The organism is Streptomyces ruber, from assembly GCF_014648075.1.
In the GTDB taxonomy this organism is placed as follows: domain Bacteria; phylum Actinomycetota; class Actinomycetes; order Streptomycetales; family Streptomycetaceae; genus Streptomyces; species Streptomyces ruber.
Genome location: NZ_BMQK01000015.1, coordinates 160660 through 172946, shown reverse-complemented (window position 1 = coordinate 172946; position 12287 = coordinate 160660). Strand labels below are relative to the sequence as shown.

The window sequence follows — 12287 nt, the reverse complement described above, 5'->3', positions numbered from 1 at the left end:
ATGCCCTGTTCACATGCCGAAACGTGGACGTGCTCAGCGCTGCACCGGGCGCCCTGGCCGGCCGGCCCCGACGAGCCCCGCTCGCCGGGGTCGCCGTGGCTGCCGCGACCGCCGTGGCCGCGGAGCGGCGGCGCCCGGGACGTCTCCCCCGGCTCCTGCCGCGGCCACGGCGGTCATACGTCGTCGTTCAGCCTGGCCACCCTGGTGATGATGGCGTCGGCGACGCTCTTCTCGGGCCCGGGGAAGACGCGGGTGGCGGCCACCTGGTGCGCGAGGCCGTGCAGGCAGACCCAGAGGGTGACGGCGTCCAGCTGGGGATCGGCGGCCGAGGACTGTCCGGCGGCGACACAGTCGGCGAGGGCGTCGCCGAGCAGGCGCAGGGCCCCGTCGCCGAGCGTGGTGAGCTCCTCCTCCGTCAGTGAGCTGTCACCCAGGGTCGGCATCCACAGCCCCCCGAACATCGTCCGGTAGCGCCCGGGGTGGTCCTGCGCGTAAGCGAGGTAGGCGCGGCACAGTGCGTACAGCCGGGCCCGCGGACCGTCACCGGCCTCCCGCGCGGCGGCGCGCAGATGGGCCTCGAGCGCGGCGAACTCGCGTCGCACGACGGCCAGCATGATGGCCGGCTGGTCGGGGAAGTGCGGGTAGATCGACGGGGCGGCGATACCGACCCTGCGGGCGACCGACCGCAGGGTGATCGACCGCTCGTCGCCGGTCTCGTCCAGCAGTGCGGCGGCGGCATCGACGATGTCCTCCCGCAGCCGGCCGCCCTCGCCGCGCCGGTTGCGTACGCGGGCGGCCCGCTTCGGTGTGTCCTGAGGCGTCACGTCGATCTCTCTCACCCCCGTAACCTTACGCGCCGAAGTTTATGGATGTGATCCCTTGCCCGCCGTCGACTTACGCCCGTAGCCTTACACTCGTAAGTAAAAGAAGCGGCCCAGAGGAGCACGCCATGAACGGCACCGCCAAGGCCACCGTCACAGCGACCGAGATGGTCCTGCCCGGCAAGGTCGAGCCGGACGGACTGGAGCTGCGGACCCGCGAGCTGCCGGCCCCGGCCAAGGGACAGGTCGTCCTGCGCATGGAGGCGACCGGCGTCTGCTTCGCCGAGCAGCAGATGCGCCGCGGCAAGTACTACGACCAGCCGCCGTTCCCCTTCGTGCCCGGCTACGACCTGGTCGGCACCGTCACCGCGGTCGGCGAGCAGGTCGACACGGCCCTCGTCGGGCGCCGGTACGCCGCGGTCACCAAGGTGGGCGCCTGGGCGAGCCACACGCTGGTCGACGCCGCGGACCTGATGCCCGTGCCCGAAGGGGTCGACGCGGCCGCCGTCGAGACGGTCCTCGTCAACGGCATCACCGCCTGGCAGATGCTGCACCGCACCGCCAGGGTCCACGCGGGTCGGACGATCGTGGTGCTGGGCGCCAACGGCGGCGTCGGCTCCACCCTCGTCCAGCTCGCCCGGCACGCCGGCATCACCGTGATCGGCACCGCCTCACCCCGCCACCACGCCACCGTGCGCGAACTCGGCGCCACCCCGGTCGACTACCGCGACCCGGAGATGTACGCCCGCATCCGCGAGCTCGCGCCCGACGGGGTGGACGCGGTCTTCGACCACGTCGGCGGTCCCGCCATCGAGGACTCCTGGCACCTGCTGCGCCGCGGCGGCACCCTCGTCTCCTACGGCACCGCCGCCACCAAGGACGAGGAAGGCAACTCCCAGCTCCCCGTCCTCAAACTCCTCGCCCGCCTCAACGCCTGGAACGCCCTGCCCAACGGCAGGAGCGCGCACTTCTACAACTTCTGGGCGGGAAGCCGCCGTTGCCGGGCCGCCTGGCAGCGCCGTATGACCGAGGACCTCACCCAGGTCCTGCGCCTGGTGGCCGACGGCTCCCTCGTCCCGCAGATCGCCGCGACGTTCCCCCTGACCGACACCGTCGCCGCCCTGCGACTCGCCGAGTCCCGCACGGTCGCCGGCAAGGTCGTCATCGTCCCCGAGGGATGACGCCCGGCGCGCCGAACGGCACGACGCCACGGCGCCACGGCGCCACAACGGCCCTACAGCTTGTTCAACTTGGCGTACGGACTCAGGATCCGCTCCTGCGCCGAGCTGAAGTCCACGAGCACCGCGATCCCCTCCTCGACGCCGATCACCCGGCCGAGGCCGTACATGTCGTGAGAGACCCGGTCACCCACGGCGAACTCCTTGAGAGGTGGAGTGACGGGGGCCTTGAAGGGGCTGGTGGCCAGATGACGCTTCGTTGCTGCCGACTTTTTCATTACTGGCAGTATGCACCGACGCCCGCCGTCAGAAGGCCCGATTGCGCGCCCTCGTGGGCCTACCCCATGCTCTTCGCGCCGTCGAGGGACTCGCGGATGATGTCCGCGTGCCCGGCGTGCTGGGCGGTCTCGGCAACGATGTGCAGCAGGACCCGGCGTACCGACCACTGAGTGTCGGACTCGAACCACGGAGCCTTGGGCAGCGGCCACGAGGCGTCCAGGCCGGGGAGGGTGGCCACCAGTTCGTCGGTCCGGCGGGCCACGTCCGCGTAGTCGGCCAGCACACCGGCCAGCGTCTCCCCGGGCAGCAGCCGGAACCCGTCCTCGCGCCGCGCCCAGTCGTCCTCGGTCATCTCCGTGAAGTCGGGCATGGCCGAGGGGCCGTCGAGGATGAAGTCACCCCAGCCCCGTTCGACCTCCGTGACGTGTTTGATCAGGCCGCCCAGACACAACTCCCCGGCGGTGGTCCGCAGGCGGGCCTGCTCATCGGTGAGGTCGCGGGTGGTGAAGCGCAGGAAGTGCCGCTGCTTGGCCAGCGCCTCCAGCAGATCGGCACGCTCCCCGGTGACCCCCCGGTGCTCGCTCGGTTCACGGGTGGTCGACTCGTCGCTGCTCATGGTCTCCGCCTTCCGGTGGTCCTGTTCCGTCGTCGCAGGATCACGCTAGAGACGGTGGAGGTCTGGTTCTGTCCTCATCAGCGGTGCGCGCGAACACTCTCCGGGCCGGTCGGTGACCGCCGGCTCCGCCACACCGGAACTCGCTCGAAGACATGGCGCCGGACAGACGAACACCCCCCAGATCGATGACCTGGGGCTGTGCAGAAGAGCGGGTGACGAGGATCGAACTCGCGCTCTCAGCTTGGGAAGCGCCGGCGCTTGGGTGCTCACTTGGCCGCTGACCTGCTTGGATTCGTTGCTTCACCGTCGGCGTGAGTGCTTGGTGGCGCCGCTGTTGACCGTGGTTGTCCGCTCTTACGGGCACACTGTGGGCACGGCGCCACGAGCAGTCGGGCGATACGGGCGGGTGACGCTTGCGCCGACCGAACCGCAGCGTCTCGCAGGCTGATCTGGAGCGTCCGGTGCCACTGCACATACATCGATTCGGCATACGGACGTGGGCCCACGAATGTTGGTAGCGTATTCTTCTATGTACATCACCAACATGCGAGCGGGAGGTGCCGGATGTCAGTGACCCAGATCGACATCGACGACGACGCCCTGGAGCGCGCCATGGCCCTGTCAAAGGTCAGGACCAAGAAAGAGGCGGTCAATCTCGCTCTGCGCTTCTACGCCGAGCAGCAGGAGCGTGCGGCGCGCATCAGCCGTCACTTCAAGCGTGCGCGTGAGTGGGGTGCCGTCGAGGACGCCGAGCGCCTGCACGAGGCGGAGAAGCGCAGCCGGTGATCTACTTGCTCGACACGTCCGGCCTGGTGCGGCTGCTCCGTGATCCCAAACTGCAAGCGGCCTGGTACGACGCGATCGAGGCCGGGGCCATCGCATCCTGCTACGTGCAACGCGCCGAGTTTCTTCACAGCGCCCGGAACGGTCGCGAGTACGACGAGATCATGGAGATGTTCACCGACCTCTACCCAGATGTGTCGGTGCCGAAGAACGCGGGGCGCTGGATCGGCGCGGTGCAGCACCGCATGGCCCGGGCCGGGGAGCATCGCAGCGCCTCAGCGGTCGACCTCGTCATCGCTGCCACCGCGGCTCACCATGGCCTGACTGTCCTCCATGACGATGCCGACTACCCTGCCGTCGCTCGGCACGCATCCGATTTGACCGAGCACAACGTCCACGACATCGCCTGAGAGATTTCCGCCGAGCCTGCGTCAGGCGAGGGTGGAGGCCCGCGTCGTCATACCGGAGATGGCGGAGCATCACCTCGTTGCCGCCGGGTCCGTTCGTGTCCACTGCGGCGCACTCGTTGAAGTCCTGTTTCCTCGGCAGAGTTGGCAACGAATAGTGCTGCGGCGTCCGCAAACGCCATCCGTCTCTCCGAGGGGACGGGCAGGCTGAGGGCTCACACGTGTGACCGATGTGGTTGATACAGCGAAACCGCAGGTCACAGGTACCGTGCGATGCCAGGGCCGGGGAGCCGACCACGGCCGCCGAGAACTCGTGCCCTCCACGTGCCCCATCTTCGTGCGCCTCGGGGCGGATCCTGCGCAAAAATCCCCGCCAATGCACAAGCCCCAGGCCGCTGACCTGGGGCTTCAAGAAGAGCGGGTGACGAGAATCGAACTCGCGCTCTCAGCTTGGGAAGCTGATGTTCTACCATTAAACTACACCCGCGCGCGACACCGGTTGCACCGGTGTCAGGACGCGCCGTAACTCTACCTCATGTCGGGCCCCCGGTGCTGAAGCCGTGGGGCCCGCCGGCGTCTCAGGAGTCGGATCCGGCCTACGCCTTACGGGAGTTGAGGCGTACGGTGGGGGCGGGAAGAGGGTGCCGGGTGTGGTTCGGCCGTCGTGGGGAACAGGGTTCCGGAGGGTCGGGGTGCCGCCTGGAGAGCCGCCCCTTTCATCCCTTAATGTGGGCTTTCGTCGTCAGGTCGACAGGTTGACAGTCAGACGCGGCTCTTGGGGAAGGGACTCTAGGACTTGATGGAGCACACCGTCGTCCGCTGTGCCGATGGGCACGTGTTCAGCACCGCTTCGTTCCCGATGCAGCGGGCCGAGCGGCTCGGTCCCGGGCGGCTGGTCCGCTGCCCGCGCTGTGCCAGGATGCGCAGCGTCGTGCCGGTGCCCGTGGTGCTCGGCGGGCGTCAGCGGGCCTAGCGGGCCGGCAGGGCTGCGGCTGCGGATCGGAACAGCAGACCGGGGCAGTGACCGACCGGAGCAGTGGCTGTTCAGTAGCTGCTCAGAGCAGTGGCCGACCGTGCGAGGGGTCGGCAGGCGCGCGGGCCGTCCGATTGTGGGCGGTCCGCGCGCCTTGCGTATCCTCGGGGCGTGCTTCTCTCAGACAAGGACATCCGGGCCGAGATCGACGCCGGTCGGGTGCGGATCGATCCGTACGACGAAACCATGGTGCAGCCGTCGAGCATCGACGTGCGTCTCGACCGGTACTTCCGTGTGTTCGAGAACCACCGCTACCCCCACATCGACCCGTCCGTCGAGCAGGCGGATCTGACCCGGCTCGTCGAGCCGGAGGGCGACGAGCCGTTCATCCTGCACCCCGGTGAGTTCGTGCTGGCCAGTACGTACGAGGTCATCTCGCTGCCGGACGACCTCGCCAGCCGGCTGGAGGGGAAGAGCTCGCTCGGGCGGCTCGGGCTGGTCACCCACTCCACCGCGGGGTTCATCGACCCAGGGTTCTCCGGACACGTCACCCTGGAGCTGTCGAACCTCGCGACGCTCCCGATCAAGCTCTGGCCGGGCATGAAGATCGGGCAGCTGTGCATGTTCCGGCTGTCCTCCCCGGCCGACTTCCCGTACGGCAGCGAGCGGTACGGGTCCCGCTACCAGGGCCAGCGCGGGCCCACCGCCTCCCGGTCCTTCCTCAACTTCCACAGAACCCAGGTGTGAGCAGCGGCGTGAGCAACGTACGAGAGAACCTGTCCTACGAGCAGTTCGGCGTCGCCGTCCGCGAGCTCGCCCAGACCATCGCCGACGACGGGTACGAGCCGGACATCATCCTGTCCATCGCCCGCGGCGGGGTCTTCGTTGCCGGCGGGCTCGCCTACGCCCTGGACTGCAAGAACATCCACCTCGTGAACGTGGAGTTCTACACCGGGGTCGGCACCACGCTGGAGATGCCCGTCATGCTGGCGCCCGTGCCCAACGTGATCGACTTCTCCGACAAGAAGGTCCTCATCACCGATGACGTGGCCGACACCGGGAAGACGCTGAAGCTCGTCCACGACTTCTGCCTGGACACCGTCTCCGAGGTGCGGTCCGCCGTGGTCTACGAGAAGTCCCACTCGCTCGTGAAGTGCGAGTACGTGTGGAAGCGGACGGACGACTGGATCAACTTCCCGTGGTCCGTCCAGGAGCCCGTGGTGAAGAGGGCGGGGCAGGTCCGCGACGCCTGAGGCGCGTATGCGCCCACGGCCTGCCGACGGTGTCGGCAGGCCGTGAAGCGGTCGGTCCGGCTCACCAGTGGCCGTGATGAGTGCCATGGCAGGCATGGCATACGTGGCAAGCGCGGCAGACGTGGTGGTCACCATGGTGCGCGCAGTCGTTGTGACGGCGACCACGTGCGTTGAACACCACCTTGAACAGGGTGTACCCGCCGACGAGGGTGACCGCTACTGTCACGCCGAACTGCACCGAGACGTTCGGTTTGACAATGGCAGCGAATTCGCGAACCAAATCAGCGATGTATTTCTTTATCTCGTCGATTACTTCATTCGACGACGCATCGCCGGCCACCGCTGCGTAACGTGCCGGTGGATGGTGGGCGGAATGCGCTTCGGTGGCCTGTGCGATCGTGGGTCCGGCGATGGTGATGACGAAGAGCAGTACGGTCGCGCACATCGTGCGGGCCAGGCTCCTGCCGTGTCGCACCGACGGCTTGGGCTCTGACATGGTGCATCACTTCCCTGTGCTGGGAGGCGCCGCTACGGCGCCGTTTCCCGACGGTCCGTGTGGCCCGTCGGTACGGACCAGTGCACTGCCGCCCTGCTCGAGGATCTCGGGTGGGAACGTCCCTTGTTCCCGGGTCGCCGAATTGGTTACCGGCTCCGGAAATGTGACTCTTGTTCGCGATGCATCATGAGTGATCGAAGCATTTCGGTGACTCGCGCGTCGGCACGCGTCACCGAGATATCGGTGCATTCAACTGCGCCGTTGGCGTGCCCTGTCGCGAAAACCCCCGGCGTTGTCTCACGCCGGGGGTCTGCTCCGTGTTGCTCGGTGCCGGTGGCGTCTAGAACGTCCCGAGCTTGATCAGCGACAGGATCGCGATCAGCTGGATCGCCGAGGCGCCCAGGGCCTTCGGCCACGGGAGGTCGTGGGACTTCGAGACCATCAGGGTCAGCAGCGCGCCGCCCGCCACCCAGGTCACCCAGCCGAGTATCTGGACGAAGGGCGCGTCACCGCCCAGGAACATGGCGACGACCAGGCGCGGGGCGTCCGTGATGCACATGATCAGCATGGAGAGGCCGGCCGTGGGCTGCCAGACTCCGTCGCCGCCGAGCTGGCGGGCCAGGGTGTGGGTGACCACGCCCAGGATGAAGAAGCTGATCACCATGGCGACGGCCGTCGTCAGGAAGATCGGGACGGCGTTGTTCAGCGTGGCGTTGATCGCGTCCTCGCGCGCCTGGTCGAAGCCGAGGACGGCGAGCAGGCCGTAGAGGAGGGTGACGATGAGGGCCGGGGGCCACACCGCGTAGTCCCGCATCACCAGGAAGGTGTGGTTGGGGCTCGTGACGATGCCCTTGAGCAGCTCCTTCCAGCGCAGGCGCGGGCCCGCCGGAGCGGGCGGGGCGTGGCCGGCGCGGTAGGTGTCGCTCTGGTGGTACGGGTCGTCGACCGAGAACGCCTGGGTGTGGCCCGGGTTGTTGGCCGCGTACGGGTCGGGGCCAGGGGCTCCGCCCTGGGGATACCCGTGGCTTCCGCCGTCGCCGAAGTACTCCGGCTCGCCGTGGTCCCCGCCGCGCGCCTGCGGCCAGCCGGACGGGGTGGCACCCTGGCCGCCCCGGCTGCCGTGCCCACCGTGTCCGCCGTACGGCTGACCACCCCCGTAGGGCTGACCGCCGTACTGCGGCGGCTGAGGCGCCTGGGGGTAGCCGTACGACGGGCCGCCCTGCGGGTTCCGGGCGTGCTGCTGTCCGTACGGAGGGTTCTGCGGTCGCGCTTGAGGAGCGCCGTTGTTCCGGCCGCGTCCGATCCTGAATCCAGCCACGTCATCGAACGTACCTGCTCCCGGCGGGTGGTGGGCCGGGCCCGGGGGTGCGGAGAGGGCTTTGCGGCCGAGCTGTGACATCCCTTAACTGATCGTTTCGATATGAGGTTCGTAGGCGTCGCAAGCAGATGATGCTGCAGGCGAGTGGGAGCAGGCCAAGGTGGAGGTCGGCGCGTATCTCGTAGCGGATGCGCAGGCGTGTGAACTGGTGGAGCCGGGCGAAGGTCCGTTCCACGACCCAGCGGGTCTTGCCCAGTCCCGATCCGTGCGGGACGCCTCGGCGGGCGATCTTGGGTGTGATGCCGCGGGCTCGGAGGATGCGGCGGTACTTGTCGTAGTCGTAGCCGCGGTCGGCGAAGAGCCGGCCTGGCCGGTGCCGCGGTCGTCCGCGAAGTCCTCGGATGCGGGGGATCGCGTCCAGTAGGGGTGTCAACTGGGTGACGTCGTGCCTGTTTCCGCCGGTCAGGGTGACGGCGAGAGGGGTGCCGTGTCGGTCGACGATCAGGTGGTGTTCGCTGCCCGGCCGTGCGCGGTCGACCGGCGAAGGCCCGGTGTGAGCCCCCCTTTGAGGGCTCGAACGTGTGAGCCGTCGATCGCAGCGTCGTCCATGTCCAGCAGTCCTGCCTTGCGCAGCTCGGCCAGGAGCACTTTGTGCAGGCGGGACCACACCCCGGCCTCGGTCCAGTCCCGCAACCGCCGCCACGCTGTCACGCCGCTGCACCCGGTCTGCTCGGCGGGTACATCTCTCCAGCTCACGTTCTTACGCAGTACCTAAAACGATGCCTCGCAGGGCCGCGCGGTCGTCCGCCGGCGGGCGTCCGGGACACCGATGACGACGCGGCGGCCGGGGCGGCAGCAGCGGAGCGGTACGTTCCCACAGATCATCAGGCACAAGATCGTCCGGCACCTGGACCACTCTGCCGCCACCGGATCCGATCGCCAAGCCCTCACACCGAACTCGTTCCGAAACAATCAGCTTCACAGAGTTGGAGGCGGCCCGTACGGTCGTTCGACCCGAATTGCCAAACGGACCGTATGGACAACTTCTGCACTCCACCCGCGCAGGACGATTCGTTACGAATGCCGGACGAGGTTCGCGCGCAGCACCTTTTCGAGGTTCAGCTCCACCTCGCGCGTGTGAACCCCGGCCGCGAGCGCTGCCCGGGCAAGCTCTCCAGACGCGGGAGTGAACGTTTCGCCGAGCAGGCGGTTCTCCGCGCGCAGTGCGTCCTCAAGCGTGCCGTCGGCCGCGTCGATTGCTTCGATAGCCGCGGCGCGGACACCGTCGGGCAGAGACGCGATGGTCAGTGCTACCCACTCAACATATTCATCCAGTTCTGCGGCGGGCAGAGCTCGGTTCACCCAACCCCACCGCTCGGCAGTCGCCGCGTCGACGAGCCCGCCTGTCAGCACGATCTCGAGAGCGCGAGCGCGACCCACGAGGCGGGGCAGGTGGGCAGTTGCACCGGCTCCAGGGACGATGCCGATCAGTGCCTCGAACTGGCCGAACGCCGCAGTCTCGAGGGCCGCGAATCGCAGATCCAGGCTGGAGACCAGCTCGGCTCCACCGCCTCGGGCGAGTCCCGCGACCTTGGCGATGGTGGTCTGAGGCAGACGCCGCCAGCGTTCATGAAGCCGCATCATCGGGCCCGTCCCGACAAGCGTCTCCTCCGCGACCGGGAGGGCGGCGTAGGTCGCGGGGTCCTCCACGAATGACAGGTCGCCGTGCGCCAGGAAGAACTCCGGATTAGCGCTTTGGACCACGATGACGTGCAGATCGGGATCATCCTCGGCCGATGCAGCGACGGCGTCCAGGTCGAGCATGAGCTGCGCCGTCATCAGGTTGACGGGCGGAACATCAATCGAAACCCATAGCACTCCGTCCTGGCGCTTGAGATTGAGGCTGGGCAGGGACTGTTCGGTCATGAGATTCCTTTGGGCTGCCGGTATCTCTGGTATACCTGGTGCATGGCAGGTACTTCAAAGAAACCTGGTATCCGCGAAGATCGGGCCGATCACGAGACCATCGTTGGCCCGCAGCGCGAGCTCCTGGATCAGCTGCTGGACAAGTGGGGTCATCTGCTGCTGGCCGCGTTGTGCCGGCAGCCGCGACGCTTCAACGAGCTCAAGAGAGAGCTCGATGGGGTCACTCAAAAATCGCTGACGCAGGCACTGCGACGGTTGGAACGCAACGGCCTCGTCGAGCGCCGGGTACTGATGCAACGCCCCGTTGCTGTGGAGTACCGGATCACACCGCTGGGCCGCACGCTTGAGGAGCCCTTCTCGATCCTGCGCTCCTGGACCGCCGACCACCTCCCCGAAGTCGAACGACACAGGGAGGCATTCGACAAAGGCGCGGACACCCTTCACTGATTGTTCCTCGGACTGCTCCAACTCGCTTGCAGCATCATCTGCTTGCGACGACTCCGAACCTCATCCTGAAATGATCAGTAAGGGGGTGGTCCGGGGCGCCTCAGTGGTCGCTCAGGGTTTCCGCGTGCCGATCTCGCACCATACGTATTTGCCGCCGGTACCGGTGCCGTGCGGATTGATCTGGAACCAGCCCCAGTCGTCGGAGCAGGCGTCGATGAGGTGGAGGCCCCGGCCGGATTCGGCGTGAGGGCGGGCTTCGGACGTTGTCGGGGGCGTGGGGTCCGTGTCCCAGGCGCCGAGCCGGAAGGACGCGCCGGACTGCCTCAGCTTCAGGGCGGCGGGGCCGGTGGTGTGCAGGAGGGCGTTCGCGATGAGTTCCGAGGCGAGTAGCTCCGCCGGTTCGATGAGGGTGGGGAGGTGGTGGGTGGTGAGGATGTCGCGGAGGGTGCGGCGGCAGATTCCGGCGGCTCGTGGGTCGTGGGGGATGTAGAGGGTGTACTCCCAGGATGATCCGGTTTGTGCCATGCGTGTCTCCCGGCCGTAGCGATAGGAGTGGCTGAGTGCTGTGGTGACACGGGCGGTGGCTCTGCCGCGGCCGCCATGGCGTGGCGAGACGGTGCCTTCCGGACCCCTGATGACCTCAACGTGCTCGGTGCGTCACTGACGGTAAGGGTCGAGCTTGACCCGGGTCAAGCTCGACCCTGGATATCGTGAGTCCAACTGTGGGGAAAGGCAGGGCTAATGGTCGCCAGAAGCGTCATCACGGTGCGGCAGAAGCGCCTGGGCAGGGAGCTACGGAAACTTCGTGAGCTGGCAGGACTGGGACTCCGGGAGGCTGCCCGAGCGACGGGGATCAACGAAGGCAAACTGTCCAACGTGGAGGCGGGGCGCGTCGGGGTGAGTTCGGAGCGCGTGCGGTTCCTGGCGAGCCATTACGGGGTGGGCGACGCCGGTTTGGTCGATGCGCTGGCAGCCATGGCGGCAGAACGCGGGCGCGGCTGGTGGGAGGAGCACCGGGAGGCGGTCCCCGCCGGGTACATGAGAGTGGCCGAGTTGGAGCACCATGCCGTCGAGTTGCGCACGTTCCAGACGGTGCACGTGCCGGGCCTCTTGCAGACGGAAAAGCAGATGCGGGGCATCTTCGCCTCGTCGGTGCCCTCGTTGTCGGAGGAGCAGCGGGAGGCTCGCGTGCGTTTCCGGTTGCGGCGCCAGGAAGTACTTGGCTCGGTCACCTATGCGGCCGTTGTCCACGAAGCGGCGCTGCGCTTGCGAGCCGCTGACCGCGAGGTCGCCAGGGAACAGCTGCTGCATATTCTGGAGCAGTCGGAGCGGTCCCATGTCAGCGTGCGCGTTGTGCCGTTCGACGTGGACGGCTTCGCCGGCATCAGTAACCCGGTGACGTACGCCAATGGTTCCGTGCCTCAGCTGGACACCGTCCTGGTGGACACCCAGCACGGTGGGGCCTATCTGGACGCCGAAGCCCAGCTGAACCGCTACCGGACGGTCCTGGCCACGATCGAGAAGGTGGCCCTGAGCGCGGCGGAGTCGAGAGACTTCATCGAGGATCTCGTACGACAGAGCTGAAAGGCTTGGCATGTCACAGAACGCATGGCAGAAGTCCTCCTTCTCCGGCGGGGGAGACAGCGACGAGTGCGTCGAACTCGCAGCAGTTCAAGGCTCCGTCCGCCTACGCGAGAGCGACGACCCCGGCACGGTGCTCACCGCCACGGTGCCGGAGCTTGCCGCGCTGATACGTCACCTGCGCGACGGTCGGTGAGCCGCGATGACGC

The 12287-nt window shown here is 67.8% G+C and carries 16 protein-coding genes, 1 tRNA gene and 1 pseudogene; 9 read left to right on the top strand and 9 right to left on the bottom strand.

Annotated elements, in window-relative coordinates; genetic code table 11:
- Window positions 1-173: 173 nt before the first annotated feature.
- Window positions 174-839: a TetR/AcrR family transcriptional regulator gene (locus IEZ04_RS26745; protein ID WP_229821291.1), complete on the bottom strand. Its 666-nt coding sequence runs from the start codon at window positions 837-839 to the stop codon at window positions 174-176.
- A gap of 110 nt (window positions 840-949) precedes the next feature.
- Between IEZ04_RS26745 and IEZ04_RS26740 the strand changes: the two genes are divergently transcribed.
- Window positions 950-2002, top strand: coding sequence for a medium chain dehydrogenase/reductase family protein (locus IEZ04_RS26740; protein WP_189219521.1), 1053 nt, complete (start codon window positions 950-952; stop codon window positions 2000-2002).
- 53 nt (window positions 2003-2055) lie between these two features.
- Here IEZ04_RS26740 and IEZ04_RS26735 read toward each other — a convergent pair whose 3' ends face one another.
- A complete protein-coding gene (locus tag IEZ04_RS26735; protein WP_189219520.1) occupies window positions 2056-2277 on the bottom strand; it encodes a hypothetical protein in 222 nt (73 codons plus the stop codon).
- A gap of 59 nt (window positions 2278-2336) precedes the next feature.
- The gene (locus IEZ04_RS26730; protein ID WP_189219519.1) at window positions 2337-2894 is read right to left on the bottom strand and encodes a DinB family protein; all 558 of its coding nucleotides are present in this window, start codon (window positions 2892-2894) and stop codon (window positions 2337-2339) included.
- A 564-nt stretch (window positions 2895-3458) separates the two neighbouring features.
- Here IEZ04_RS26730 and IEZ04_RS26725 point away from each other — a divergent pair.
- Window positions 3459-3680 (top strand): type II toxin-antitoxin system VapB family antitoxin, encoded by a 222-nt coding sequence (locus tag IEZ04_RS26725; RefSeq protein WP_189219518.1) that lies wholly within the window; start codon window positions 3459-3461, stop codon window positions 3678-3680.
- On the top strand, window positions 3677-4087 hold the full coding sequence (locus tag IEZ04_RS26720; RefSeq protein WP_189219517.1) for a PIN domain-containing protein: 411 nt from the start codon (window positions 3677-3679) through the stop codon (window positions 4085-4087). Before IEZ04_RS26725 ends, IEZ04_RS26720 begins: the two co-directional genes overlap by 4 nt.
- Before the next feature lie 413 nt (window positions 4088-4500).
- Here IEZ04_RS26720 and IEZ04_RS26715 read toward each other — a convergent pair.
- Window positions 4501-4571, bottom strand: a tRNA-Gly gene (locus IEZ04_RS26715).
- A gap of 348 nt (window positions 4572-4919) precedes the next feature.
- Between IEZ04_RS26715 and IEZ04_RS26710 the strand changes: the two genes are divergently transcribed.
- The 3 genes from IEZ04_RS26710 (at window position 4920) to IEZ04_RS26700 (ending at window position 6310) form a co-directional block, all read left to right on the top strand.
- Window positions 4920-5057, top strand: a complete 138-nt coding sequence (locus IEZ04_RS26710; protein WP_189219550.1) for a hypothetical protein — start codon at window positions 4920-4922, stop codon at window positions 5055-5057.
- Window positions 5058-5228: 171 nt separating this feature from the next.
- On the top strand, window positions 5229-5804 hold the full coding sequence (gene dcd / locus IEZ04_RS26705; protein ID WP_189219516.1) for a dCTP deaminase: 576 nt from the start codon (window positions 5229-5231) through the stop codon (window positions 5802-5804).
- Window positions 5805-5812: 8 nt separating this feature from the next.
- A complete protein-coding gene (locus IEZ04_RS26700) occupies window positions 5813-6310 on the top strand; it encodes a phosphoribosyltransferase (protein ID WP_189219515.1) in 498 nt (165 codons plus the stop codon).
- A 61-nt stretch (window positions 6311-6371) separates the two neighbouring features.
- Here the strand turns inward: IEZ04_RS26700 and IEZ04_RS26695 are convergent, their stop codons facing one another.
- From IEZ04_RS26695 to IEZ04_RS26680, 4 genes and pseudogenes are all read right to left on the bottom strand, one after another.
- Entirely contained in the window at window positions 6372-6806 is a 435-nt protein-coding gene (locus IEZ04_RS26695; RefSeq protein ID WP_189219514.1) for a hypothetical protein, read from the bottom strand.
- Between the two features lie 340 nt (window positions 6807-7146).
- A complete protein-coding gene (locus IEZ04_RS26690) occupies window positions 7147-8205 on the bottom strand; it encodes a Yip1 family protein (RefSeq protein ID WP_189219513.1) in 1059 nt (352 codons plus the stop codon).
- A 28-nt stretch (window positions 8206-8233) separates the two neighbouring features.
- Window positions 8234-9031: pseudogene (locus IEZ04_RS26685) on the bottom strand (IS5 family transposase); the annotation flags it as partial.
- A gap of 167 nt (window positions 9032-9198) precedes the next feature.
- Window positions 9199-10050 (bottom strand): enoyl-CoA hydratase/isomerase family protein, encoded by an 852-nt coding sequence (locus tag IEZ04_RS26680; RefSeq protein ID WP_189219512.1) that lies wholly within the window; start codon window positions 10048-10050, stop codon window positions 9199-9201.
- Between the two features lie 42 nt (window positions 10051-10092).
- Here IEZ04_RS26680 and IEZ04_RS26675 point away from each other — a divergent pair, with 42 nt between their 5' ends.
- Window positions 10093-10497: a winged helix-turn-helix transcriptional regulator gene (locus IEZ04_RS26675; RefSeq protein WP_189219511.1), complete on the top strand. Its 405-nt coding sequence runs from the start codon at window positions 10093-10095 to the stop codon at window positions 10495-10497.
- Window positions 10498-10608: 111 nt separating this feature from the next.
- On the opposite strand, the gene IEZ04_RS26670 is transcribed toward IEZ04_RS26675, so the two are convergent.
- On the bottom strand, window positions 10609-11022 hold the full coding sequence (locus IEZ04_RS26670) for an ATP-binding protein (protein WP_189219510.1): 414 nt from the start codon (window positions 11020-11022) through the stop codon (window positions 10609-10611).
- Window positions 11023-11238: 216 nt separating this feature from the next.
- Here IEZ04_RS26670 and IEZ04_RS26665 point away from each other — a divergent pair, with 216 nt between their 5' ends.
- Window positions 11239-12081 (top strand): helix-turn-helix domain-containing protein, encoded by an 843-nt coding sequence (locus tag IEZ04_RS26665; protein ID WP_189219509.1) that lies wholly within the window; start codon window positions 11239-11241, stop codon window positions 12079-12081.
- A gap of 10 nt (window positions 12082-12091) precedes the next feature.
- The gene (locus tag IEZ04_RS26660) at window positions 12092-12274 is read left to right on the top strand and encodes a DUF397 domain-containing protein (protein ID WP_189219508.1); all 183 of its coding nucleotides are present in this window, start codon (window positions 12092-12094) and stop codon (window positions 12272-12274) included.
- Window positions 12275-12287 lie beyond the last annotated feature (13 nt).

Coding starts and splice junctions, on each gene's coding strand:
- IEZ04_RS26740 (WP_189219521.1), top strand. CDS start 950: ATGAACGGCACCGCCAAGGCCACCGTCACAGCGACCGAGATGGTCCTG.
- IEZ04_RS26735 (WP_189219520.1), bottom strand. CDS start 2,277: ATGAAAAAGTCGGCAGCAACGAAGCGTCATCTGGCCACCAGCCCCTTC.
- IEZ04_RS26730 (WP_189219519.1), bottom strand. CDS start 2,894: ATGAGCAGCGACGAGTCGACCACCCGTGAACCGAGCGAGCACCGGGGG.
- IEZ04_RS26725 (WP_189219518.1), top strand. CDS start 3,459: ATGTCAGTGACCCAGATCGACATCGACGACGACGCCCTGGAGCGCGCC.
- IEZ04_RS26695 (WP_189219514.1), bottom strand. CDS start 6,806: ATGTCAGAGCCCAAGCCGTCGGTGCGACACGGCAGGAGCCTGGCCCGC.
- IEZ04_RS26690 (WP_189219513.1), bottom strand. CDS start 8,205: ATGTCACAGCTCGGCCGCAAAGCCCTCTCCGCACCCCCGGGCCCGGCC.
- IEZ04_RS26680 (WP_189219512.1), bottom strand. CDS start 10,050: ATGACCGAACAGTCCCTGCCCAGCCTCAATCTCAAGCGCCAGGACGGA.
- IEZ04_RS26675 (WP_189219511.1), top strand. CDS start 10,093: ATGGCAGGTACTTCAAAGAAACCTGGTATCCGCGAAGATCGGGCCGAT.
- IEZ04_RS26670 (WP_189219510.1), bottom strand. CDS start 11,022: ATGGCACAAACCGGATCATCCTGGGAGTACACCCTCTACATCCCCCAC.
- IEZ04_RS26665 (WP_189219509.1), top strand. CDS start 11,239: ATGGTCGCCAGAAGCGTCATCACGGTGCGGCAGAAGCGCCTGGGCAGG.
- IEZ04_RS26660 (WP_189219508.1), top strand. CDS start 12,092: ATGTCACAGAACGCATGGCAGAAGTCCTCCTTCTCCGGCGGGGGAGAC.